Raw genomic sequence first — 24,917 nt, forward strand, 5'->3', positions numbered from 1 at the left:
GACCCTGCGGGTCCGACCCATCAGACCAATCTGCCCGCCGCAATCGTAATGGTGCGCCCGCAGCGGGCCGCAATCGAACTGTCGTGCGTGACGAGCACCAGGGTCGAGCCGCGCTCACGGTTGAGTTCGAACATCAGCTGGATCACCGCTTCGCCCGTGGCGGCGTCGAGGCTGCCCGTCGGTTCATCGGCGAACAACAACGGCGGCTCGGTGACAAACGCGCGCGCCAGGGCCACGCGCTGCTGCTCGCCGCCGGACAAGTATTTCGGATAGTGCTTGAGGCGGCTGCCAAGGTTGACCCTGCCCAGCATGGCTTGCGCCTTTTCCTTCGCCTCCGGATCGCCGCGCAATTCCAGCGGCAGCATGACGTTTTCCAGCGCCGTCAGGTGCGCCAGCAACTGGAAGGACTGGAACACGAAACCGAGCTTTTCCTTGCGGAAACCGGCGCGGCCATCTTCGTCCAAGGCGAAGATGTCGGTGCCGTCGAGGATGACCTTGCCCTCGCTGGGCGTATCCAGGCCGGCCAGCAAGCCCAGCAAGGTGGACTTGCCGGAACCGGAGGCGCCGACGATGGCCAGCGTCTCCGCCGTTTGCACGGTAAAATCGACATGATGCAGGATGGTGAGCTCACCATCGGCATCGGGTACGCGCTTGGCCAGCTGGACCACTTCGATGGCCGGCTGGGCATGTTGGCTGTTTTGGCTATTACTTGCGGCGAGCCGCTGGGCCGCTCGCGGTGCTGCTGTCTCGGATGGGAGAACACTGGTGGAAGTCGCTTTAGGGAATTCGGACATGCTGATCTATCTTAAAAAATTTCGTGAACAAATAAGTAGCAAGGGCAGTAGCCGCATGCGGCGGCGCGCACTGTCCCTGCTTCCTGCTGCAGCCCTGCTGCTGGTATCTGGCATGACGAATGCCTATTCTGCACCAAAAACGCTGCTGGTGCTCGGCGACAGCCTCTCAGCCGAATATGGGCTGGCAAGGGGTACGGGCTGGGTGGCGCTGCTGGAACAGCGCCTGGCGGCGCAAAAGAACGATACACGCATCGTCAACGCCAGCATTAGCGGCGAGACCACCAGCGGCGGGCGCGCGCGCCTGCCCGCGCTGCTGGCCAAACACCAGCCCGATGTCGTACTGATCGAACTGGGCGCCAACGACGGCTTGCGCGGCTTGCCGGTAGCGGCCGCTGAAGCGAATCTGCGCGCCATGGGCGCAGCGGCCAGGCAATCGGGCGCGCAGGTGGTGCTGGTGGGCATGCGCATGCCGCCCAACTATGGCCGCGCCTACGGCGAACAATTCTATGGCGTATACGGCAAGCTGGCCAAGGAATGGAAGGCGCCGCTGGTGCCCTTCATGTTCGAAGGCATCGCCGACCAGCCACAGCTATTCCAAGCCGACCGCATGCACCCGAATGCGCAGGCGCATCCAACGATCCTGAAAAATATCTGGCCGCAGCTGTCTCCCTTGCTGAAAGCCAAGTAAGCCGGTTCATAAGCTCACTTAATTTTCATCCCGTTTTCACCCCGAAGGCCGAACTGCCGGGGTCGGCCCCTCAGGGGGATTACGCTCCAATGGAGCGTATTCCGATCACGAAGTGACCGACCCCAGTCTTACGCAGTTGGGTTACATAAAGTGCCCGACTCGCAGACAAAAAAATAGCCGCTCCTGGAGCGGCTATTTTTATGCGTTGCGACCGATTATGGTGCGGTCGGCGCTGCTGCGGCTGGGGCGGAGACCGGCTTGACGATCTTTACCTTGGCCTTGTTTTTCAGGTACTCGACGTAATCAAACATTTCCTGCTGTGCCAGGATGCCGCTGATCTGGTCTTTTTCTTGCTGGCGACGCGCAGCATCGACTTGCGCCGGCTGCTGTACCTTGCCGATGCGGTAGATGCCGTAACCGAGCGCTGGCAAGTCCACGCCAACGTAGGCAGGCAGCTTGCTCGTGTCGGCTTTCATGACTTGCGCGATGGCGGCGCGGTTGATGCCGTCGAGCTTGCTACGCGACACCCATTGTGCGGCGCCGAAACCGGTCGCATCACCAGTCGCCTTCAAGGCAGCCAGCTTGGCTTCGCCAGCTTTTTTGGCCAGCTTTTCCGCTTCTTCCAGTGTCACGCGCTGACGTATCATCGCTTCGACTTCGGCCAGTGGCCGCTTGCTTGCTGGCTTGAATTCCACCACGCGGCCAGCGATCAGCACGTTCGGTGCGACGCTGACGGCTTCCGTGTTGCGCTTGTCCTTCAAGGAATCGTTCGAGAAGATGGCGCTCAAGAACTTGGCGTTGTTGAACGGCGCCTTGCCCAGTGCTGGCGACGGCGTGCGCGACAGGTTGGCGGCGCTTTCGACTTTCAGCTTGAGCTTGTCGGCCACCGGCTTGAGGCTATCCGATTGCTCGTAGACCGTGTTGGTGAACGTTTCCGCCATTTCCGAATATTTCTTGGCAGCAAATTGCTTGCGCAGGTCAGCCGTGATCTCGCCGCGTACTTCGTCCAACGCTTTCACATGCTCTGGCTTGAGCGAGGTGACGGTCAGGATGTGATAGCCGAAATCGGAAGCGACGACATCGCTGATCTCGCCTTGCTTGAGCTTGCTTACCGCGCTCAGCATTGGTGCTGGCAAGCCATCCTTGCCTATCACGCCCAGGTCGCCACCTTGCTCTGCCGAAGCAGGATCTTCCGACTTGGCTTTCGCCACGGCGGCAAAACTGGCAGGCGTTTTGCGCACGTCAGCCAAGATGGCTTCCGCCTTGGCCTTGGCGGCTGCCTTGTCGGCGGACGAGGCGTCTTTCTTGACAGCGACCAGGATGTGGCTGGCCTGGCGCGCTTCCGGCGTCGCGTAAGCTTTCTGGTTCTTCGCGTAATAGCTGCTCACGTCGGCATCGCTGACGTCGACTTGCTCACCGGCGGCGCTGCCGTCGAGCACCACGTATTCGATCTTGGCTTGTTCCGGGATTTCGAAGAACTTACTGTTCTTGTCATAGAAAGCCTTGATCATGGCGTCCGTCACTTTGACTTGCGACACGTACTGGGCGATCGGCAACAGCAATTCCTGCACTTCGCGTTCTTCCGACGTGATGTCGGACAGGCGCTTCGAGACGCTGCTCGGCGCGAAAGCGCTGCCTTGCACGGCGCCGGCCAGTTGCTGCAGGGCCAAGTCGCTGCGGCGACGCGCGTCGTACATCTGCGGCGTCATGCCTTGAGCCGCCAGCATGGCCTTGTAGCGTTCCAGGTCGAATTTACCGTCCGGCAAAGTCAAGCCCGGAATTTCCAGCACTTCCTTTTGCAGCACGGCATCGCTGATGACGAGGTGGCTACGGCCCACTTCGGCAGCCACGGCGCGTTCGGCGATCAGGTTATCGAGGATGCTCTGGCGCGCTTGCGGCGTATCAAACATTTTCTGGTCGAACTGCTCGCCCATCATCTGGCGATAGCGGTCGATCTGCTGGCGTTGCGCTTCTTCGTATTGCTGCTGCGTAACGACCTGGTCGCCGACCTTGGCGATGGTGTTCGCGTCATCGCCGAAGCTTTGGTAGCCGCTGATACCGACCAGTGCAAAAGACGGGACGATGACCAGCATCAAAAGAAACTGCATCAAGCGTCGATGGGTACGAATAAATTCAAACATGGTCAGCCAATTCGGGATGAGTGGATCACTATAAAAAAAGGCGAACATGCGTTCGCCTTGATTTCTTCGGCGGAATGGACGGGACAGATGTCCACTTCCCCTTTAGATTCAACAACTTGGCGCTGGAACTAAAGCAGGATTCTGACGCCCAAGCCATTATCTCCTGATTCTACAATGCCCATAGCGCTATAGCAAGAGTAAATCAGGGAGCGCGCCCTGCCCCGGCGCCGCATGGCTGCTCAGGCGCCAAGCAAAACATAGCCGGGCCATTCAACAGCGGAAAGCTTGAAGCGGATTTAATTGCAAGGGCCAGCCATTTAAAAAGCCGCCGTCGCAGAATTGAAATGACAGGAGCGCCAAGATAATCGGACGCATCGGATGCATAGGACGACGCATAAAGAAAAACCCGCGCTACTTATTCAGCAGCGCGGGTTTCTATATTCTGGCGGAGCGGACGGGACTCGAACCCGCGACCCCCGACGTGACAGGCCGGTATTCTAACCAACTGAACTACCACTCCTTAAGAGCATATTTTTTTGGCGGAGCGGACGGGACTCGAACCCGCGACCTCCGACGTGACAGGCCGGCATTCTAACCAACTGAACTACCACTCCGAAAAATACACAGTACTACTTGCATTTACATCCAGGATTGCGATTCAATGAACTTCAACCCTGAAATCGCGGCACCGTTGGGCACCGCCAAATGCTTTCGGTGATTGTCACCTCACCGAAGTGCATTAGTTTACAGCATCCTTCAAAGCTTTACCAGCCTTAAATTTTGGAACTTTTGCCGCTTCGATCGTGATCGCTTCTTTGGTACGCGGATTGCGGCCGGTACGCTCAGCGCGTTCGCTAACCGAGAAAGTGCCAAAACCAACGAGCGTCACGCTGTCGTTGTTTTTCAAAGTTTCCGTCACGCCGCCGATAACAGCGTCGAGTGCGCGCGCAGCGGCGGCTTTGGAAATGTCAGCTTTTTCAGCAATGTGGTCGATCAATTCAGTCTTGTTCACTAGCATCCCCAATTACAAAGGTATAAAACGTTTACCGTATCGTTGCGGCACTTCTGGCACCACAGCTGTCCGGCGAAAAAAATGTGCAGGCGTATTAAACAAGCCACACTGTATATGTGTCAAGCGCTTTGGGAGCGCAATTCACGTTTCAATATAAAACAAGCGCTCTAAAAGCGCTTGTTCGGGGAAAAAAGGGGAAAACAGTTAGTGTTTTACCACCTCGCCAGCCGCATCCGGTTTCGCCGCAGCGGCCGTGACAGCCTCCACTGCCGCGACTTCTACCAGCGGTTCCGGCGTGCGCTCGAGGGCAATTTCCAGCACTTTATCGATCCAGCGCACGGGCACGATTTCCAGCTTGTTCTTGACGTTGTCCGGAATTTCGGCCAGGTCCTTCACATTTTGCTCTGGAATCAAGACCGTCTTGATGCCGCCGCGATGGGCCGCCAGCAGCTTCTCTTTCAGGCCGCCAATCGGCAACACTTCGCCGCGCAAGGTGATCTCGCCCGTCATCGCCACGTCGGCACGCACGGGGATGCCCGTGAAGACCGACACCATCGCCACCGTCATGGCGGCGCCAGCCGAAGGACCATCCTTCGGTGTCGCGCCTTCCGGTACGTGGATGTGGATATCGCTCTTCTCGAACACGTCGGCCTTGATGCCCAGGCGCTGTGCGCGGCTGCGCACCACCGTGCGGGCTGCCTCGATCGACTCTTTCATGACGTCGCCCAAGGTACCCGTACGGATGATGCCGCCCTTGCCCGGCATCGACACGGCTTCGATGGTCAGCAGATCGCCGCCCACTTCGGTCCACGCCAAACCGACCACCTGGCCCACTTGGTTTTCTTTCTCCGCGACGCCGAAATCGTAGCGGCGCACGCCGAGGAATTTATCCAAATTCTTCGAGTTGACGATGACTTTTTTGTCGGATTTCTTCAGCAGCAGCATCTTCACTACCTTGCGGCAGATCTTCGACACTTCACGCTCGAGCGAACGTACACCGGCTTCGCGCGTGTAGTAGCGGATGATGTCGCGCAAGGCCGACTCGGCTACCGAGATTTCATCTTCCTTCAAGCCATTGTTCTTGATCTGCTTCGGCAGCAAATAACGCTGCGCGATGCTGGTCTTTTCGTCTTCCGTGTAACCGGACAGACGAATCACTTCCATACGATCTAGCAAGGCTGGCGGAATGTTGTACGAGTTCGAGGTGGCCACGAACATCACGTCGGAGAGGTCGAAATCGACTTCGATGTAATGGTCGGAGAACGTATGGTTCTGTTCCGGATCGAGCACTTCGAGCAGGGCCGACGATGGATCGCCACGGAAATCGGCGCCCATCTTGTCGACTTCATCGAGCAGGAACAAGGGATTGCGCACGCCGACTTTCGCCAGCGATTGCAAGATCTTGCCCGGCATCGAGCCGATATAAGTGCGGCGATGGCCACGGATCTCGGCTTCGTCGCGCACGCCGCCCAAGGCCATGCGCACAAACTTGCGGTTCGTGGCACGGGCGATGGACTGGCCCAGCGAAGTCTTGCCGACGCCCGGAGGGCCGACGAAGCACAAGATAGGCGCTTTCAGCTTGTCGACGCGCTGTTGCACCGCGAGGTATTCCAGTATGCGTTCTTTGACCTTGTCGAGGCCGTAGTGGTCGCCTTCAAGCACTTTTTCGGCATTCGCCAGGTCGTTATTGACCTTGGATTTCTTTTTCCAAGGCAAGTTGACCAGGGTCTCGATGTAGTTGCGCACGACGGTGGCTTCGGCCGACATCGGCGACATCAGCTTGAGCTTTTTCAATTCGCTCGTAGCCTTGTCGAGCGCTTCCTTCGGCATCTTGGCCGAAGCGACTTTTTTCTCCAGCTCGTCGAGGTCGGCACCATCTTCGCCCTCGCCCAGTTCTTTCTGGATCGCCTTGACTTGCTCGTTCAGGTAATACTCGCGCTGCGACTTTTCCATCTGGCGCTTGACTCTGCCGCGGATACGCTTTTCCACCTGCAAGATGTCAAGCTCGCCTTCGAGCTGGCCCAGCAGGTGCTCTAGGCGCTTGGCCACGCTGAAAATTTCCAGGATGACTTGTTTTTGCTCAAGCTTCAGGGGCAGATGCGCAGCCACCGTGTCGGCCAGGCGGCCGGCATCGTCGATACCGGACAGTGAGGCAAGGATTTCTGGTGGAATCTTTTTGTTCAGTTTGACGTACTGATCGAACTGCTGCACGATCGCGCGGCGCATGGCTTCGACTTCCGACTCGTCGCCCGGCTCGGACTCGAGCGGCGTGAGGTCGGCGATAAAGTGCGTCGGGGCATCGCTGATATGGTTAATGCGGGCACGCTGCGCGCCTTCGACCAGCACCTTGACGGTGCCATCGGGCAGCTTCAGCATTTGCAGAATATTGGCCACACAGCCAATTTCATAGATATCCGAAGGCGACGGCTCGTCCTTCGCGGCTGCTTTTTGAGCGGCAAGCATAATGCTCTTGCCCTGCTCCATCGCAGCTTCCAGCGCCTTGATCGACTTTGGACGGCCAACGAACAGCGGTATCACCATATGCGGGAAAACGACGACATCCCGCAACGGCAATAACGGCAGTTGAGTTTGCTCAGTTAATTTGGAAGTTGTCATGGCGTACCTTATAGAAAGCGTGTTTACGATGTTGGCGCTCGCTGCCAAAACACAAGACCGGCGAGAATAAATAATTCTGCGAAACAAACATAGTGTCTATTTCGCAAAACTCACCCGCATGACTTTAACAAATGCAGTGGTAATAATAAAAAAGCCACACGCAGCTAAGCGCCGCGAGTGGCTTTACGATTGAAGCCTGCACTCATTAATTTAAATTGTACTGCCATGCATTAGGTAATCAAAACCCTTTTTATGCATTTGTCTCGGCAGTTTTCAATTTTCTCCGGAGGCCTTGGCAGTCTCTTGATAAATCAATAAAGGTTTAGCGCCACTGGTGATGGTATTTTCGTCGATGACGACCTTCACCACGTTTTGTTCGCTCGGCAATTCGTACATGACGTCCAGCAAAGCATGTTCCAGGATGGAGCGCAAGCCACGCGCGCCGGTCTTGCGCGCCAGCGCCTTCTTGGCGATCGCATGCAGGGCGGCCGGACGAATCTCCAGTTCAGCGCCTTCCATCTCAAGCAACTTCGAATACTGCTTGATCAGCGCATTCTTCGGCTCGACCAGAATCTGGATCAGTGCTTCTTCCGTCAATTCGGCCAACGTGGCGATGACGGGCAGACGGCCCACCAGCTCCGGGATCAGGCCGAACTTGACCAGATCTTCCGGTTCCGCTTGCAGCATCAATTCACTGGCCGAACTTTGCGACTTGCTGCGCACCGTGGCCGAGAAGCCGATGCCGCTCTTTTCGGAACGGTTGGCAATCACCTTCGACAGCCCGTCGAAGGCGCCGCCGCAAATGAACATGATATTGGTCGTGTCGATTTGCACGAAATCCTGGTTCGGATGTTTGCGCCCGCCTTGTGGCGGCACGGAAGCCATCGTCCCTTCGATAAGTTTCAACAAGGCTTGCTGCACGCCCTCGCCCGACACGTCGCGCGTGATGGACGGATTGTCGGACTTGCGCGAAATCTTGTCGATTTCATCGATGTAGACGATGCCGCGCTGGGCTTTCTCGACGTCATAGTTGCAGCTTTGCAGCAGCTTCTGGATGATGTTTTCCACGTCTTCACCCACGTAACCGGCTTCGGTGAGGGTGGTGGCGTCGGCGATCACGAACGGCACGTTGAGCATGCGCGCCAGGGTCTGTGCCAGCAGGGTCTTGCCCGAACCGGTAGGACCGACCAGCAAGATGTTGCTCTTGGCCAGTTCGATGTCGTCTTTCTTGCCCAAATGCTTGAGGCGCTTGTAATGGTTGTATACCGCCACCGACAGGATGCGCTTGGCAGTTTGCTGGCCGATCACGTACTGATCGAGCAAGGCGGCAATTTCTTGCGGCGTCGGCAGGTCCGATTTGGTACCGGTCACCGTCTCGATGCTCGACGTTTCATCACGGATGATGTCGTTGCACAGGTCGATACACTCGTCGCAAATGAACACGGACGGGCCGGCGATGAGTTTCTTCACCTCGTGCTGGCTTTTGCCGCAGAACGAGCAATACAGTAATTTTTCGCCGCTAGAGGATTTTTTGTCTGACATAAGGCATTTTGGTTGGAACTGCATTAACAATATTGCAAAATCGCAAGCCGGAGTGCGGCAGCAGCCTGCAAAGGCCGCCACCATTGGCGCAAGTAAATAACGCGCACAGACTCCATGCTACCCGAAATAAAAGCGAAACGCCCGAACGTTTGATCGCCCGGGCGTTTGCTTGTATACTTAACAATACCGGTAGGGGCTCATCAAGCGCGGCTGGTCAACACTTTGTCGATCAAACCATACTCAACGGCCTCGTCGGCGGACATGAAACGGTCGCGGTCGGTGTCCTTGGCGATCTGTTCGATCGACTGGCCCGTGCGCTCGGCCATGATGCCGTTCAAGCGGGTACGCAGGTAAAGAATTTCCCTGGCCTGTATCTCGATGTCGGACGCCATGCCTTGCGAACCACCGGACGGCTGGTGAATCATGATGCGCGAGTTGGGCAGCGAAAAACGCTTGCCCTTGGCGCCAGCGGCCAGCAGGAAAGCGCCCATCGAGGCAGCCATGCCCGTACACAGGGTCGAGACGTCCGGCTTGATGAACTGCATGGTGTCGTAAATGGCCATGCCGGCCGAGACCGAACCACCTGGCGAGTTGATGTAGAGCGAGATTTCCTTTTCCGGATTTTCGCTTTCCAGGAACAGCAGCTGGGCGACAACCAGGTTGGCCATCTGGTCATTGACCGGGCCGACCATGAAAATCAAACGCTCCTTCAGCAGGCGCGAGTAAATATCATACGAGCGCTCGCCGCGACCGCTTTGTTCCACCACCATCGGCACCAGGCCGAGCATCTGTGTGTCCAGCGCCGGATTACGGTTCATACCTGTCATTTCATTTCCTTGTGAAGCAGTTAGGGGATGCTGCCACTGTCTTTCGGCAATAACGGCATCCCAATACCAACTGGTTTACGCTTGTGCGTTGCTTCCCATCAGTTCGTCGAAGGCAACTGCTTTCGACGTGACTTTCGACAGGCCCAACACGTAAGTGACGACGTTTTCTTCCAATACAAGGGCTTCGATCTCACCCAGACGACGACGGTCGCTGTAGTAGTACTTCAGCACTTCGCGTGGATCTTCGTAGCTTTGGGCGAAATCTTCGATTTGCGCCTTGACTTGCTCAGGCGTTGCCTGCAGCGTGTTGTCGCCCACCAGTTGCGACAGGATCAGGCCCAGGCGTACGCGACGCTCGGCTTTGTCTGCGAACAGTTCTGCTGGGAAAGGCACGTCCTTGACGTTCATGCCGCGCTGCGCCATGTCTTGGCGGGTCATTTCAGCCAGGCGCTCGGAATCCTGAGCGATCAGCGTTTTAGGCACGTCCAGCTCAGCAACTTTGATCAGCGCGTCCATGACGGCTTCCTTGTTGCGTGCTTTTACGCGGCCAGCGACTTCGCGCTGCAGGTTGACTTTGATGTCTTCGCGCATTTTGGCCAGGTCGCCATCGGCAACGCCCAAGGACTTGGCGAATTCAGCATCGACTTCCGGCAAATGCGCCCATTCCAGCTTTTGCAGCGTGATGGTGAACGAAGCGGTTTTGCCGGCCACGTCCTTGCCATGGTAGTCCTCAGGGAAGGACAATGGGAAAGTCTTGGACTCGCCCACTTTCAGGCCCAGGGTCGCTGCTTCGAATTCTGGCAGCATGCGGCCTTCGCCCAGCACGAAAGCGTAGCCTTCAGCTTTGCCGCCTGGGAATTCAACGCCGTCGATAGAACCGACGAAGTCCACGGTCACGCGGTCGCCATTGGCAGCGATCGGCTCACCGCCGTCGCCATGTTCGCCAGCTTCGCCCTTGGTGTGGAAATGCACGCGTTGCTTGCGCAAGATATCGATGGTCTTGTCGATTTCGGCTTCCGACACGTCCGCTTGCACGGTTTCGATTTCAACGGCCGTCAGGTCGCCGATAGCGACTTCTGGATACACTTCGAAGGTAGCGTCGAAAGCCAGCTGGCCTTCGGCTGCTTCTTCTTTCGGCACGATGTTCGGGAAACCGGCCACGCGCAGATTGTTTTCGTTGGCGGCGTCGTTGAACGCGCGGCCGACTTTGTCATTCAACACTTCGGATTCAATTTGGTAGCCGTATTGTGCTGCGACCATTTTCAACGGCACTTTGCCCGGACGGAAGCCCGGTGCCTTAGCCGTACGGGCTTGCACTTTCAGGCGCTTCTCAACTTCCGTGCGGACGTCCGTCAGCGGGAAGGAGATCGTGATACGACGTTCGAGTTTGCCCAAGGTTTCGACTGCAGTTGCCATGTAAAAAATCGTCCAAAAAATAAACACTGTTGGTGCGAGAAAAGAAGACCCGACCCCTTGCGCCATCACTGACGGCAAGACTTGGGTCCAGCTTCACTCGCTCGCATATTCATCTGCAAAAGTACGGGAAGACGGGACGATGGACCTGGTCTACCCGGCGCAGGGAAAACCCGCACCAGGCACCAAACAATCCGCCGCTTCCAGTACTGCGACAGGGCTCCGAGCGTCCAGCCATGCTTGTATGTCAATACAGGGCCGGCCATCATTCGGTAAAGCGTGGCATTATAACAAAGGACTTCGGGAAAGTGGCTGGCTTTGCAGCCCGGCCACAGAGGATACCAGCGGCGGCGAACGAGTCGCTACAGCCTGGGTAGCCCTGTCTTTACTCTTGCCCCGGCATTCTTCATTTCGCCAGAGACAGGCCTTCCAGCCTGCTTCCCTCATTAGTATATGCGAACTGTCGCTCGGTCCGAAACAAAGAAATGCGCTCTTGACGAAGATTTCAGCCAAAAAACCTTGGATTTAGCCCAATTTGGCATTTTTTTCAGGAAAATCTGTGTCGGTGACCAGCCCTGCTACCCAGTGACTGGCAAAAAATGACGCGCACGGGCAAGCCGAATCAGGCCAGGATAGACGGGAGAAAAGCAGGAAAGGCGCCTAAGACGAGATTAAAGAACACGCGGCTGAAAAGCACGAGGCCCACATACGAGAGCCTGAAGAACAACTTGATGGTGCTGCACTTCCGGGCTGGAGCAACCCGGAATGGTGCGGATGGGGAGACTCGAACTCCCAAGCCGAAGCACTGGCTTCTAAGACCAGCGTGTCTACCAATTCCACCACATCCGCATTATCTGCTACTTGACGCAAGCTGCACGCTGCGCAGGTTTTTAGCCTGCGCACCCCCTGATTTTAACAACTCGGGAGCGATCTGACCAGCCTGGACTTGCCAGGCAAGCGCTCGCTACAGCAGAGGCGGCATTTTACTGGATTTCTCAGAGGAATGCCGCCTTTTTTATGCCTATGGCCTGAGGTAATTATTTATGCTTGCTCCTTGGCTGTCACCAGCGGCTTCTTGACGCGAAACCAGGCCGCATACAGGGCCGGCAGGAACAGCAGGGTCAAGGCCGTCGCCAGAATCAGGCCGCCCATGATGGCCACCGCCATGGGGCCCCAGAAGACGGAGCGCGACAGGGGGATCATGGCCAGCGCGGCAGCGGCGGCCGTCAGCACGATGGGACGGCAGCGCCGCACGGCCGAGTCGATGATGGCATCCCATGGGGCCGAGCCATCCTTGATGTCTTGCTCGATCTGGTCGACCAGGATCACCGAGTTGCGGATGATCATGCCGAACAAGGCAATGACGCCCAGGTTGGCGACGAAACCCAGCGGTCGGTGCAGCAGCAGCAAGGCAAACGCGGCGCCCGCCACGCCCAGCGGGCCCGTCAGGAACACCAGCAGCGAGCGCGAGAAGCTGTGCAGCTGCAGCATCAGCAAGGTGAAGATGATAAAGATGGCCAGCGGCAAGTTGGTCGCGATCGACGCTTCCGCCTCACCGCTGCCGGCCGCCACCCCTTTCACGGTGATGCGGTAGCCGGCCGGCATCTTGGCGCGCAAGGCATCGAGCTGCGGCGCCAGCTGCGTCGACACGGTCGCGCCCTGGATGGCGTCGACCACGTCCGATTGCACGGTAATGGCCCATTCGCGCTTGTCGCGCCAAACCACGCCCGGTTCCCATACGAAATGCACGCGCGCCAATTGCGAGATGGGCACGGACTTGCCCGTCGCGGTCGCAATATTCGTGTCATTGAGTACAGAAATCGTCGACCTTTCGGCCAAAGGCTGGCGCACCTGGATATCGATCAGCTTATTGTCTTCGCGGAACTGGCCGATGACCGTACCCGACAGTATCGTATTGGCCGCCTGCATCACGGTTTTCGAGGTGACGCCGAGCGCGCGCATCTTGTCCTGATCCAGATCCAGGCGCAGCACTTTCACCGATTCATTCCAGTTGTCATTCACACCCAGAGTGTTCGGATTGGCGCGCATGACCTCCTTGACCTGGTCGGCAATGGCGCGCACACCGGGCACCTCGGGCCCCGTGACGCGAAATTGCACGGGATACGGCACCGGTGGCCCGTTGGGCAACAGTTTGACGCGTCCCCGCACTTCCGGGAAATCCTTCTTGAAGACCTCGATGATCTTTTGGCGCAGTGGCTCGCGGTCCGCCAGGCTCTTCGGCAAGATCACCACTTGCGACACATTCGTCTGCGGGAAGATCTGGTCGAGCGGCAGATAGAAACGGGGGCTGCCGGTGCCGACATAGCTGGTCACACTGTCCACGCCGTCGAGCTTGCCCACAAAGGCTTCGAATTTCTTCACCTGCTGTTCATTCGCGGCAAAGGTCGTTCCCTCGGGCGACCATAGTTCCACCATCAATTCGGGACGGCTGGAATCAGGAAAAAACTGCTTTTCGATGAAGTCAAAGCCATAAATGCCCAGCGCAAAGATGGCCAGGGTGGCGGCGATCGTCGTCTTGCGCCATTCCACGCACCAGGTGACGGCGCGGCGGAAGCGGCGAAAGTTCGGCGTATCGAACAATTCATGGTTGTTGTGCGCGTGCGGCTTCACTTTCAGCAAGACGTAGCCGATGTAGGGCGTGAAGACGACGGCCACCACCCAGGAAATGATCAGCGCCAATGCATTCACGGAGAACAAGGAAAACGTGTATTCGCCGGCGGCCGACTTGGCCAAGCCGATGGGCAAGAAGCCCGCCACCGTGATCAGGGTGCCCGTCAGCATGGGCATCGCCGTTGACGTGTAGGCGAACGTGGCCGCGTCGAAGCGCGACATGCCCTCTTCCATCTTGCGCACCATCATCTCGACGGCAATGATGGCATCATCGACCAGCAAGCCTAGCGCAATGATCAGGGCGCCCAGCGAAATCTTGTGCAAGTCGATGTCGAGCAGGCGCATGAACAGGAAGGTGACAGCGAGCACCAGCGGGATGGTCAGCGCCACGACCAGGCCGGGCCGCACGTCGATGCGCAGCGGTTTGGTGTGCAAGCCCAGCGCGACAAAGCTGACGGCCAGCACGATCAGGATGGCTTCGATCAGCGTATGCACGAATTCGCCCACGGAGGCCGATACGGCTTCCGGCTGGTTCGACACGCGCTGCAGCTCTATGCCCACCGGCAACTCGCTCTTCATGCGCGTCACCGTCGCTTGCAGGGCCTTGCCCATGTCGACGATATTGCCGCCCTTTTCCATCGACACGCCCAGGCCGATCACTTCCTTGCCATTGAAACGCATCTTGTCCTTGGGAGGATCGATGAATTCGCGTTTCACGCTGGCAAAGTCACCGAGGCGGAAGGTCGTGCCGTTGGCGCGTAGTTCCAGCCTTTCCAGATCCTTCACGGTGACCATCGCTCCCGTCACGCGCACTTGCAGATTATCCGTCGGCGTCACCAGCACGCCCGTGGCGTTGATGCTGTTTTGCTCGGACAATTGCTGCACGATAGCGTCAAAAGGAATACCCAACTGGGCAAACTTCTTGTGAGAAAAGATGATATTGATCTTTTCATCTTGCACGCCGAACAGTTCCACCTTGGCTACCTGCCCCACGGCCAGCAATTGCTGACGCACCTTGTCCGCGTAATCCTTCATTTCCGCGTAGCTAAAACCGTCGCCGGACAGGGCGAAGATGGAGCCATACGTGTCGCCGAACTCGTCATTGAAGAACGGGCCCACCACGCCGGCCGGCAAACTGCCCTTGATATCGCCGATCTTTTTGCGCACCTGATACCAGGCCGCTGCCGTTTCCTTGGGTGGCGCCGATTCGCGCAGCTCCAGCAAGATCAAGGTTTCACCGGGCTTCGAATAGCTGGTGATTTCATTGATGTAAGGCGTTTCCTGCAGCTTCTTTTCCAGCTTGTCCGTCACCTGCTCGGCCATCTGCAAAGCGGTGGCACCGGGCCAGTACGCTTGCAAGACCATGGCGCGGAAAGTGAACGGCGGATCTTCATCCTGACCCAGGCTGGCGTAGCTGATCATGCCGCCGATCAGCAGCACGGCCATCAGGTAGCGCGTCAGCGGAATGTGTTCGAGGGCCCAGCGCGACAGATTGAAGCCGCCCTTCATTTGGCCGCCCCCAGGCTGACGGCGGCAGCGGCAGCGTCAGACTTGCTGACCGGTTCGGCGCCAAGAATGGACACTTTCTGGCCAGGCTTGAGCAGGTTGACGCCGGCCGTGACCACCGTCTGCCCCGCTTTCACGCCCGAGGTCAGCAGCAATTCATTGCCCGCCACGCCACCCACCGTCACCGGCACCAGCTTGACGGCGCCGTTTTCCACCACCCATACGGAGCTTTGCGACTTTTCATTAAACAGGGCCGTCAGCGGCACCTTGATCTGCGGCGTCGCCTTCTGCGAAGCAAACTGCACCACGGCCGTCATGCCCAGGCGCGCTTGCGGCGCATCGGGGATGCTGACCTTGGCCAAATAGGTACGCGTGGCGGCATCGGTCACGGGTGATACCAAGCGTATCTTGCCCGGCAAGCCCTGCTTCGGATCGGCCCATAGGCGCACCGTCACATCCTTGACACCACGCAAGGTTTCCACCTGATCTTCGGGAATGGCGATCGCCACTTCCTTCTCGCCGCTCTTGGCCACCTGCACCACGGGCGTGCCCGGCGCCACCACCTGCCCCACTTCGGCCTCGATGCGCGTGACGACGCCATCGACATCGGCCAGCAAGCTGGCATAAGCGGACTGGTTCGCCTGGCCGCGGTACAAGGCCTGGGCCGCTTCCACGTTCGCCTGCGCCGCCTTGTAAGTCGCATCCTTGCCATCGAGCACGGCCTGGCTGACAAAATGTTTCTCGCGCAAATCCTGGTAGCGCTTCAGTTCGGCGCGCGCCAGGTCACGGTTCGTTTCTGCGCTGACCAGCGACGCCTTGGCCTGGGCCTGCGACAGCTGCAAGTCGAGCGCATCGAGCTGCATCAGCACTTGCCCTTTCGTCACCGTGGCGCCCACCTCGACCTTGCGCGCGACGATCTTGCCGCCCACGCGAAAACCCAGCTGCGACACGACGCGCGGCACCACCTCGCCTGCCAGCTCGGCACGCACGTCAACGTTGGTACTGGACAACACCATCGCGCGTACGGGGCGCACCTCCTGCACTTTGACGACAGTCTTGGAACAGGCCGCCAAGCTCAGCGCCAGGGCGGCGGCGGCGATCAGCCGCAGGGTGGGCAATGCGGGTACGCCGGTCTCGCGGCGCGGGGTTTTCAGTGCAAACAAGGTATTTTCCTTTACTATGCGGGCTGTTAGATTTTTGCGTGAGGAAACTTTTCACTTACGAAATGGTGCTGGCGAAACTTTTTCGCACGCGATATCCTTGAATTTGTGACAATATCAGCTGACTCATGACAGGGAGTGACGCCCCTAATGACTTTCTGGTTATTAATTATAATCGGCTGTAAAAGTTTTTAGTGACTTTTACGTCATTAACAGTGAGACGTACAACGTTCGGCAAGCCTCCCGTGCTGGCAGGCTGCCGCACAAAACTGCAAGACTAGAGAAGTGTGTTCATGCCTGTAGACCATTACGAAAATTTTCCTGTTGCATCGTTCCTGCTGCCACGCCGCCTGGTGCCCGCCGTCGAAGCCATCTACGCCTTCGCCCGCAGCGCCGACGACCTGGCCGATGAAGGCGACGCCACGCCGGCCGAACGCCTGGCCAGCCTGCACGCCTACGAAGAAGCGCTGGGCCGCATCGCCCGCGAGCAAGACCACGTCGGCGAGAACGGCGCCATGTTCGAACGCTTGGCTGGCGTCATCGCCAAACACCGACTGCCGCTCAAGCCGTTTTACGATTTGTTGTCGGCCTTCAAGCAAGATGTGGACACGACGCGCTACGCCAGTTACGACGACGTGCTCGATTACTGCGCCCGTTCCGCCAATCCGGTGGGGCTGCTCATGCTGCATCTGTACGGCGCAGCCGATGAACAGAATGTACGCGATTCCGATGCAATATGTTCAGCTTTGCAACTAATTAATTTCTTGCAAGACGTCGCCATCGACCAGCAAAAAGAACGCATTTACCTGCCGATGGAAGACTTGAGCCGCTTTGCCGTGTCCGCCGCCGCCTTTGAGCGGCCCGAGGCGCACGGCAAATGGAGCGCCCTGATGCGCTTTGAAGTGGCCCGCACACGCGCCCTGATGCTGTCCGGAGCGCCGCTGGCCCTGCGCTTGCGCGGGCGTATCGGTTGGGAATTGCGTCTCGTCGTGCAAGGAGGTTTGCGCATCCTCGAAGCGATCGAAGCGGTCAATTACGATGTATTCCGGCGCCGCCCCAAGCTGGAAAAGCGCGACTGGCTGATCATTTTTTGGCGCGCGCTGCGCATGTCGCGCAAAAGCCTGTATCAAGAGGCACAAGTAAAAACGGCTTTTCCCCCGTCGCCCACTCGGTAAGACGATAGAATAGCGGCTTCGATGTGCAACCCTTGCTCTTTTGACTATGTCTCCCGACGAATACTGCCAACAAAAGACCGCCCAGAGCGGCTCCAGCTTCTATTACAGCTTCCTGTTCCTGCCCGCCGAGCGGCGCAAGGCCATTACGGCCCTGTACGCCTTCTGCCGCGAAGTCGATGATACGGTCGATGACTGCACGGACGAAGCCGTGGCGCGCACTAAACTGGTTTGGTGGCGCAAGGAAGTGAAGGCTATGTACGAGGGCAAGCCGACGCATCCCGTAATGCGCGCGCTGCAGCCGCACCTGGATATATATAAGCTGGAAGAAAAGCATCTGCAAGCCATCATCGACGGCATGGAAATGGACTTGAACCAGACGCGCTACCTCGATTACCAGGCCATGAGCCGCTATTGCTGGCATGTGGCCAGCGTGGTAGGTATCTTGTCGGCCAGCATCTTTGGCGCGACACGCCCGGAAACCCTGCTGTACGCAGAAAAACTGGGGCATGCCTTCCAGTTGACCAACATCATCCGCGACGTGGGCGAAGATGCGCGCAAGGGGCGCATCTACCTGCCGATCAGCGAATTGCAGCAATTTAATGTGACGGCGGCCGACCTGCTGAATGCGCGCCACAGCGAAAACTTTGAAAACCTCATGCGTTTCCAGGTGGCGCGCGCGCAACAAGCGTATGAGGAAGCGTACGCGCTGCTGCCGCTTGAAGACCGCCGCGCCCAGCGCCCGGGTCTGATCATGGCCGCCATCTATCGCACCTTGCTCAACGAAGTCGAGCGCGACGGCTATCACGTCTTGAAACAGCGCATCTCGCTCACGCCGATCCGCAAGCTGTGGCTGGCATGGAAGACCTGGGTGCGTGGCTAAGTTCGTGGCTAAGTTCGTAGCTAACACTAGCGTAAAGCAACGCTATGGCGTCATCGGCGCCGGCTGGGCTGGTTGCGCGGCGGCCATGGAACTGGCGCGCGCCGGCCATGGCGTCACCGTCTTCGAGGCGGCGCGCACCCTGGGTGGGCGCGCGCGCCGCGTCGAGCGGGAAAACACGGTCCTCGACAACGGCCAGCACATCTTGCTCGGTGCCTACACAGAAACCTTGCGCCTGATCAAGCTCGCGGGGCAAGATCCGGCCGAGCTCATCCTCACCCTGCCCCTGCAGATGCGCTATCCGGCAGATTCTGGCGGCATGGATTTCATTGCGCCGCGCCTGCCCGCGCCGCTGCACCTGGCGTGGGCCCTGCTGCGCGCCCAGGGTTTGTCGTTCGCCGACAAGCTGGCCCTGATGCGTTTTTCCACCGCCATGCGCACCATGGGCTGGCAGTTGTACCACGATTGCACGGTCAGCGAGTTGCTGCTGCGCTTCGATCAGACCGAGCAATTGAACCGCCTGATGTGGCACCCACTGTGCCTGGCGGCGCTCAATACCCCGCCCGAACGCGCTTCGGCGCGCGTCTTCCTCAATGTGCTGCGCGACAGCCTGGGCGCATCGCGCCGACGCGCTTCCGACATGCTGATCCCGAAAACGAACCTGAGCGCCCTGTTTCCCGAAGCAGCCGCGCGTTACCTGGCCCAGCATGGCGGTGAAGTGCGCACGGGCGCCAAGGTGAGCGCCTTGCAAGCCTTGCCCGATGGCCGCTGGCAGCTCGATGACAGCGCAAGCTTTGACGGCGTAATCGTGGCCACCTCGTCCGTGCAGGCAGCGAGCCTGCTGCACGGCGTGCACGATGCGCGCCTCGACGAGGCGATTAACCGCATGCAAGCGTTCACGGCAGAAGCCATCAGCACCTGCTACCTGCAATACGACGCCTCGGTGCGTCTGGACTTGCCGTTTTACGCCCTCGTCGATGCGCCGCAACAGCAGCACTGGGGCCAGTTCGTGTTTGATCGGGGCCAGCTCGACGCGCGCCAGGCGGGCTTGCTGGCCGTCGTCATCAGCGCGTCCGGCCCAGCCGCCGAGCAAGGCCACGCGGCGCTGGCGCAAGCCATCGCGGCACAACTGGCGCAGGTGCTGCAGCGTGCGGAACTGGCGCAGCCCGTCTGGACCCAGCTGATCACGGAAAAGCGCGCCACCTTTGCCTGCACGCCCGACCTGGTCCGCCCCGGCAACGCCAGCGGCATGCCGGGCCTGCTGCTCGCTGGCGACTATACGGCCAATGCTGACCGGAAGCACGATTATCCGGCCACTATCGAGGCTGCCGTGCGCAGTGGCGTGGCAGCGGCCAAGGCCCTTACCACGGGCAAACTGGCACAGTAGACGACGCTGCATCTTGTCCTGTTACCACTCGCCCCCGCGATATTGCATTCTGTCGCACCGCGCTGGTGCGCCTGAGTGCGCTTGAGTACAGTCTGAGCATTGACAACGGCCATGCGACGGACAATACCATGCACACTACCTTGCACTTAAAAAATAGTTTGAAAGCCTTGGCGTTGCTGGCAGGCGTCGCGCTCGCTACCCTGATCGTCATTCACGTACCGCCAGCGCCGCCAGCGCCATTACTGCTAAGCCAGGCCAGCATGCTGCTGCCGACGCTGGGCTAAGCGGCGCGCCGGCACAGGGACAGGAACAGGAACAGGAGCACTATGATGAACAAACAAGACTATCTGGAGGCGCTGCGGCGCGCGCTGGCGGGCTTGCCACCGGACCTGGTGGCCAAGACGCTGGACTATTACGAACAGACCTTCATCGAAGGAGCGGCGGCTGGCCGCAGCGAGCACGAGGTCGCCGAGGACCTGGGCGACCCGAAGAAAATTGCCCTGACCTTGCGCAGCAGCACCCGGCGCCAGGCTTTCGCGCACAAGAAAAGCCCCGTCAACCTGCTGCGCCTGCTCGTCTCGCTGCTGGGCCTAGCCATCTTCAACCTCTTCATGGTCGTGCCGGCCGCCGTCTACGCGGCGCTGCTGACCACGCTGTATGGCGTCGGCCTGAGCTTTTATCTGGCCGGCATTGCCATCACGGCCAGCGGCCTGTCCGGCGCCAACGAACTGGTACTCGATGGCCCGCTGCGCCACGTCTTCATCCATGACGATGACGGTGGCGAAGGCGGCGAGCGGCGCGAAACACGCATCACCATCGGCGACACGGGCATCGAAGTCGATCACCTGCCCGGCCCGTCGCAGCGTGAAGCGGCAGAAACCGAGGCGCCGGGCGCTTCATCGCGCATGATGGAGCGGGCCGAAGCGCTGGCCGGTGGCGGCATCCGCATCTCCACCGACATGGAGCGCGATGCACGCACCACGCAAACGGTCTTCGGCATAGGCATGCTGCTCGGCGGCATCGCCATCTTTTTGCTCAGTCTGGTGGTGACGCGCTATACCTTGATCGGCATCAAGCGCTACATCGCCATGAATGTCTCCCTGCTCAAAGGTCACTAGAAAGGCTGCCATGAAACGCTTGTTCAACGTTGGCCTGTCCATGCTCGTGCTGGCAATGGTCTTGATCGCCCTGTCCTATGCCGCGCTGCGCGCCAAGGGCATCAGCAATCCCAGCAGCGCTGCCGGGCGCGCCGTGCGCAGCGAAACGCGCCCGATTTCCGCCGGCATCAACAGCATCGACCTGGCCGGCCCCATCGACCTGGTGCTGCGCCGCGGCGCCACGCCATCGATGAAGGTGAACGGCGAGCAGCGTTTGTTGTCGAACGTCGCGACCAGCGCCGACGGCACGACCCTGCATATCGGGCCGAAAGGCATGCTGTTCCACCATCGCCAGCCGCTGCAGGTGGAACTGGTGCTGCCATCGCTGGTGCGCGTGGAAGTGCACGGCAATGGCGACAGCAAGATCACGGGATTTTCCGGCGACAGTTTCATTCTGGAATTGACGGGATCGGGCGACGTCAGCTTTACGGGACGCTACAAACAGGTACAAGCGACCGTCAACGGCAGCGGCGACCTCGACATCAACGCCGGCAACAGCGACAGCGTGGTGCTGGAAATGGTCGGCTCCGGGCGCATCGCTGCCAGCGGCAACACAAAATTCTTGCGTGCCGACCTGAGCGGCTCAGGCGATATCGATGCCGAGCACCTGTCGGCCGACAAGGCCAGCGTCAGCCTGCAAGGCTCGGGCCAGAGCACCATCTTCGTGCGCGACGCCACCAACCTCAGCCTGCGTGGCAGCGGCGATATTCACGTCCACGGCAACCCACGCCAGCGCGATGCGCAAAAAAATGGTTCAGGCGACATCATCTGGCACTAATAATGACGGCGATGCTTTAACGCGTCGATTCCAGCCACGCTACCGCTTGCTCGCCGGCCGCCTTGCCTTGCGCCAGGCAGGCCGTCAGCAAATAGCCGCCCGTGGGCGCTTCCCAGTCCAGCATTTCGCCGGCCACGAACACGCCCGGCATGGCGCGCAGCATGCTGCCGTCGATGCCGTCGAAGACCACGCCGCCGGCGCTGCTGATGGCTTCGTCGATGGGGCGCGGGCGCTGCAAGGTAACGGGCAGCAGCTTGATGGCGCGCGCCAGCTTGGCCTCGTCGGCAAAGTCGGCCGCACTCAGGCACTCGCGCAGCAAGCCCGATTTCACGCCTTTGATACCCAGCCGGCTTTGCAGATGGCTGGACATGGAACGCGCGCCACGCGGCCGCGTCACTTCCTCGAACACCCGTTCGCTGCTGAAATCGGGGGTCAGGTCGAGCCAGATGGTGCTGCTGCCCTGAGCGGCAATTTGCTCGCGCAAGGCCGCCGAGAGCGCATAGATCAGGCTGCCTTCGACGCCGCCGGCCGTGATGACGAACTGTCCCTGGCGCTTCACCGTCAAGCCATCGATGTCCTGCGCCGTGATGGCCACCGTGGCCAGGTGCTCGCCCGCGTAACGGCTGCTGAAATGTGCGCTCCAGTCGACGTCGAAGCCGCAATTGGCCGGCGCCAGCGCTGCCACGGCCACGCCCTGCCCTTGCAATAGCGGCACCCAGGCGCCATCGGAGCCCAGGCGCGCCCAGCTGCCGCCGCCCAGCGCCAGGATCACGGCGTCGAACGAGCGCAGACATGCGCCATCCGGCGTGGCGAAAACCAGTTGGCCATCTTGCCAGCCGGTCCAGCGGTGGCGCATGTGAAATTGCACGCCCGCTTCGCGCAAGCGGTGCAGCCAGGCGCGCAGCAAGGGCGCGGCCTTCATATCGGTGGGGAAGACGCGGTTCGAGGAGCCCACAAAGGTGTCCACGCCCAGGCCGTGCGCCCAGTCGCGCACATTCTGCGGGCCGAACTGGTCCAACGCCGCTTGCAAGCGACTCGCTTGCCTGGCATAGCGCGAGACAAAGGTTGGGTAGCCTTCTGCGTGCGTAATATTCATGCCGCCGCGTCCAGCGAGCAGGAATTTTCGGCCGACGGACGCCATGGCGTCGAACAATTCCACCTTAGCCCCCTGGTCGGCGGCCGCCTGGGCGGCCATCAGGCCGGCGGGGCCGCCGCCGATGACGGCGATATGAAACGGAGCGGAAATGGAATGGGTCATGGCAAGCCGGGAAAACGCTGAAAACCCCGGCATTTTAGTCGAGATAAGGCACGGGGATAGCAATAATGCCGAAAAATGCTGCATACTGCGCTCGGATGCTGCAGTCAAAAGCGGCGAGACTTGACGCGACAACGAGACAACGAGACGACAAGAGGAGAAACACATGGGTGCAGGATTCTGGATTTCCCGTTATTTGCTGGCCAGCTCGATTTTATTCATCATCCTGATGCTCGTCGAGTACAGCAAGGGCGCCACCAGCGGCGCAGATATTCTCAGCACCCTGGCCTGGTCGCTGGTGGCGTCGGCCATCTTTATCGGCTCGAAGTACTGGCGCTACAGGAAAGCCATCGCCTGCGCCACTTGCAGCGACAGTACGCTCAGCAAGCCGAAAACCAAGTCCTGATGAAAAAACGGCCACTTCGATGAAGTGGCCGTCGCATTTGGCAAGCGCGATCAGCCGCCCGTCACGGGTGGGAAGAACGCCACCTCATCGCCTTCGGCTATCACGGCATCGGCATCGCACATCACCTGGTTGAGCGCCATGCGCAGCGCGCGGCCCTGCGCCAGCGCAGACTCCCAGTTGCCGCCGCGGGCGATCAGCAAGGAGCGCACGTCACCGACCGTGCGCAAAGCTGCGCTCACTTCGAGTACTTCCTGTGTCGTGCCCACCAGCTCGCGCACGCTGGCGAAAAAACGCAGATTGATCTTCATCAAGGCTTCCTTAGTACAGCAATTCGTTGAACGGGATAAAGCGCAGCATGTCGCCGCGCGCAATCGACAGCCCCGGCGGGCAATCGATCAAGCCATCGCCCCACACAGTGGACGTCAGCACGCCCGAACCCTGGTTGGCAAATAGCTCCAGTTCGTCGTGCTGATTGATCTTGGCGCGTAAAAATTCGTTGCGCTTGTCCGCCTTCAGGCGTTCAAAACTGGCCGGCAGCTTGTAGCTGCGCGGCGCCAGATTGCCGGCCACGCCCTGCAGGCGCAGGATGAAGGGACGCACGAACAGCAAGAACGTGACAAAGCTCGACACGGGATTGCCGGGCAAGCCGACGAAGAACGCCTGATTAACTTCGCCAAACGCCAGCGGCTTGCCCGGCTTGACGGCGATCTGCCACATGTTCAGCCGCCCTTCCGCTTCCACGGCCGGCTTGATATGGTCTTCCTCGCCCACCGACACGCCGCCCGAGGTGATGATCAAATCATTGCCCTGGGCCGCCTGGCGCAGCACGGCTTTTGTCGCTTGCAGGCTGTCTGGCACGATACCCAGGTCGGTGATCTCGCAACCGAGGTTTTCCAGCAGGGCGCGCAAGGTAAAACGGTTCGAGTTGTAGACGGCGCCGGGCGCCAAAGGCTGGCCCGGCATGGCCAGTTCATCGCCCGTGAAAAAGACGGCGACGCGCAGCTTGCGCAACACCGGCAACTGCGCCAGGCCGACCGAAGCGGCCAGGCCCATTTCCTGGCTGCGCAGACGCCGGCCAGCAGCAAGGATCTCGCCGCCGGCGCGGATATCCTCGCCCTGGCGGCGCACCCACTCACCCGCCTGCGGCACGTGGTTTACCGTCACCACGCCGTCGGCCGCCGTGCACTGTTCCTGCATCACCACGCAATCGGCGCCGTCCGGCAGCAAGGCGCCCGTAAAAATGCGCGCCGCCGTTCCCGGCTGCAAGGGCTGGCCCACGTGGCCGGCCGCGATGCGCTGCGACACGGGCAAGCTGGCAGCGCCGCTGGCGCAATCGCTCGCGCGCACGCAATAGCCGTCCATCTGCGTATTATCGCGCTCGGGCACGTTCAAGGTCGAGGTCTGGGCAAGCGCCAGCACGCGGCCGTTGGCGCGCATGGTGTCGATGTGCTCCACCTCCGTTACCGGGCGCGCCGCGCACAGCATGAACGCTTGCGCCTCGGCCACCGACAACAGGGGTTTTCGTACAGTGCTGGTGTCTGTCATTGCAGTG

General features: G+C 59.7%; 20 protein-coding genes and 3 tRNA genes. 8 read left to right on the forward strand and 15 right to left on the reverse strand.

Going from position 1 to position 24,917, the window contains the following annotated elements:
* Positions 1 to 20: 20 nt before the first annotated feature.
* On the reverse strand, positions 21 to 659 hold the full coding sequence (locus tag H4V96_RS11420) for an ABC transporter ATP-binding protein (RefSeq protein ID WP_280721184.1): 639 nt from the start codon (positions 657 to 659) through the stop codon (positions 21 to 23).
* A 190-nt stretch (positions 660 to 849) separates the two neighbouring features.
* Between H4V96_RS11420 and H4V96_RS11425 the strand changes: the two genes are divergently transcribed.
* Positions 850 to 1,482 (forward strand): arylesterase, encoded by a 633-nt coding sequence (locus H4V96_RS11425; RefSeq protein ID WP_043461984.1) that lies wholly within the window; start codon positions 850 to 852, stop codon positions 1,480 to 1,482.
* A 215-nt stretch (positions 1,483 to 1,697) separates the two neighbouring features.
* On the opposite strand, the gene H4V96_RS11430 is transcribed toward H4V96_RS11425, so the two are convergent.
* From H4V96_RS11430 to H4V96_RS11480, 11 genes are all read right to left on the reverse strand, one after another.
* Positions 1,698 to 3,623 carry a SurA N-terminal domain-containing protein gene (locus H4V96_RS11430; protein ID WP_196855170.1) on the reverse strand — a complete coding sequence of 642 codons (1,926 nt, stop codon included), beginning with the start codon at positions 3,621 to 3,623 and terminating at the stop codon, positions 1,698 to 1,700.
* 443 nt (positions 3,624 to 4,066) lie between these two features.
* A tRNA-Asp gene (locus H4V96_RS11435) sits at positions 4,067 to 4,143 on the reverse strand.
* Between the two features lie 17 nt (positions 4,144 to 4,160).
* Positions 4,161 to 4,237, reverse strand: a tRNA-Asp gene (locus tag H4V96_RS11440).
* A 125-nt stretch (positions 4,238 to 4,362) separates the two neighbouring features.
* Positions 4,363 to 4,635 (reverse strand): HU family DNA-binding protein, encoded by a 273-nt coding sequence (locus H4V96_RS11445; protein ID WP_010398442.1) that lies wholly within the window; start codon positions 4,633 to 4,635, stop codon positions 4,363 to 4,365.
* A 204-nt stretch (positions 4,636 to 4,839) separates the two neighbouring features.
* Positions 4,840 to 7,251, reverse strand: coding sequence for an endopeptidase La (lon, locus tag H4V96_RS11450; protein WP_280720940.1), 2,412 nt, complete (start codon positions 7,249 to 7,251; stop codon positions 4,840 to 4,842).
* Between the two features lie 273 nt (positions 7,252 to 7,524).
* Positions 7,525 to 8,793 (reverse strand): ATP-dependent Clp protease ATP-binding subunit ClpX, encoded by a 1,269-nt coding sequence (gene clpX, locus H4V96_RS11455; protein WP_010398446.1) that lies wholly within the window; start codon positions 8,791 to 8,793, stop codon positions 7,525 to 7,527.
* Positions 8,794 to 8,993: 200 nt separating this feature from the next.
* Entirely contained in the window at positions 8,994 to 9,620 is a 627-nt protein-coding gene (gene clpP / locus H4V96_RS11460; protein ID WP_029496428.1) for an ATP-dependent Clp endopeptidase proteolytic subunit ClpP, read from the reverse strand.
* A gap of 75 nt (positions 9,621 to 9,695) precedes the next feature.
* Positions 9,696 to 11,036: a trigger factor gene (tig, locus tag H4V96_RS11465; protein ID WP_010398450.1), complete on the reverse strand. Its 1,341-nt coding sequence runs from the start codon at positions 11,034 to 11,036 to the stop codon at positions 9,696 to 9,698.
* A 763-nt stretch (positions 11,037 to 11,799) separates the two neighbouring features.
* Positions 11,800 to 11,882: transfer RNA gene (locus H4V96_RS11470), tRNA-Leu, on the reverse strand.
* A gap of 192 nt (positions 11,883 to 12,074) precedes the next feature.
* Positions 12,075 to 15,173 carry an efflux RND transporter permease subunit gene (locus tag H4V96_RS11475; protein ID WP_196855168.1) on the reverse strand — a complete coding sequence of 1,033 codons (3,099 nt, stop codon included), beginning with the start codon at positions 15,171 to 15,173 and terminating at the stop codon, positions 12,075 to 12,077.
* Positions 15,170 to 16,333, reverse strand: coding sequence for an efflux RND transporter periplasmic adaptor subunit (locus tag H4V96_RS11480; RefSeq protein WP_196855167.1), 1,164 nt, complete (start codon positions 16,331 to 16,333; stop codon positions 15,170 to 15,172). The genes H4V96_RS11475 and H4V96_RS11480 overlap by 4 nt, the downstream gene beginning before the upstream one ends.
* A gap of 290 nt (positions 16,334 to 16,623) precedes the next feature.
* On the opposite strand from H4V96_RS11480, the gene hpnC reads away from it, so the two are divergent.
* The 6 genes from hpnC to H4V96_RS11510 all read left to right on the forward strand — a co-directional run bounded on the left by hpnC (position 16,624) and on the right by H4V96_RS11510 (position 21,704).
* Complete coding sequence (gene hpnC, locus H4V96_RS11485; protein WP_196855166.1) at positions 16,624 to 17,505, forward strand: squalene synthase HpnC; 882 nt, start codon at positions 16,624 to 16,626, stop codon at positions 17,503 to 17,505.
* A gap of 46 nt (positions 17,506 to 17,551) precedes the next feature.
* Positions 17,552 to 18,385, forward strand: coding sequence for a presqualene diphosphate synthase HpnD (gene hpnD, locus H4V96_RS11490; protein ID WP_196855165.1), 834 nt, complete (start codon positions 17,552 to 17,554; stop codon positions 18,383 to 18,385).
* A complete protein-coding gene (gene hpnE, locus H4V96_RS11495) occupies positions 18,378 to 19,769 on the forward strand; it encodes a hydroxysqualene dehydroxylase HpnE (RefSeq protein ID WP_196855164.1) in 1,392 nt (463 codons plus the stop codon). The genes hpnD and hpnE overlap by 8 nt, the downstream gene beginning before the upstream one ends.
* A gap of 128 nt (positions 19,770 to 19,897) precedes the next feature.
* Positions 19,898 to 20,053, forward strand: coding sequence for a hypothetical protein (locus H4V96_RS11500; RefSeq protein ID WP_157998741.1), 156 nt, complete (start codon positions 19,898 to 19,900; stop codon positions 20,051 to 20,053).
* A gap of 42 nt (positions 20,054 to 20,095) precedes the next feature.
* Positions 20,096 to 20,887, forward strand: a complete 792-nt coding sequence (locus tag H4V96_RS11505; protein ID WP_196855163.1) for a DUF1700 domain-containing protein — start codon at positions 20,096 to 20,098, stop codon at positions 20,885 to 20,887.
* A 10-nt stretch (positions 20,888 to 20,897) separates the two neighbouring features.
* Positions 20,898 to 21,704, forward strand: a complete 807-nt coding sequence (locus H4V96_RS11510) for a head GIN domain-containing protein (protein WP_010398467.1) — start codon at positions 20,898 to 20,900, stop codon at positions 21,702 to 21,704.
* Between the two features lie 16 nt (positions 21,705 to 21,720).
* Here the strand turns inward: H4V96_RS11510 and H4V96_RS11515 are convergent, their stop codons facing one another.
* Positions 21,721 to 22,962, reverse strand: a complete 1,242-nt coding sequence (locus H4V96_RS11515) for a TIGR03862 family flavoprotein (protein WP_196855162.1) — start codon at positions 22,960 to 22,962, stop codon at positions 21,721 to 21,723.
* 163 nt (positions 22,963 to 23,125) lie between these two features.
* Between H4V96_RS11515 and H4V96_RS11520 the strand changes: the two genes are divergently transcribed.
* The gene (locus H4V96_RS11520; RefSeq protein ID WP_010398471.1) at positions 23,126 to 23,365 is read left to right on the forward strand and encodes a hypothetical protein; all 240 of its coding nucleotides are present in this window, start codon (positions 23,126 to 23,128) and stop codon (positions 23,363 to 23,365) included.
* A 50-nt stretch (positions 23,366 to 23,415) separates the two neighbouring features.
* On the opposite strand, the gene moaD is transcribed toward H4V96_RS11520, so the two are convergent.
* Complete coding sequence (gene moaD, locus H4V96_RS11525) at positions 23,416 to 23,673, reverse strand: molybdopterin converting factor subunit 1 (protein WP_070347283.1); 258 nt, start codon at positions 23,671 to 23,673, stop codon at positions 23,416 to 23,418.
* Positions 23,674 to 23,683: 10 nt separating this feature from the next.
* Positions 23,684 to 24,910 (reverse strand): gephyrin-like molybdotransferase Glp, encoded by a 1,227-nt coding sequence (gene glp / locus H4V96_RS11530; RefSeq protein WP_196855229.1) that lies wholly within the window; start codon positions 24,908 to 24,910, stop codon positions 23,684 to 23,686.
* Between the last annotated feature and the right edge of the window lie 7 nt (positions 24,911 to 24,917).

Origin of the sequence: Janthinobacterium sp. CG_23.4, from assembly GCF_029892305.1 — a bacterium.
GTDB lineage: Bacteria > Pseudomonadota > Gammaproteobacteria > Burkholderiales > Burkholderiaceae_D > Janthinobacterium > Janthinobacterium lividum_D.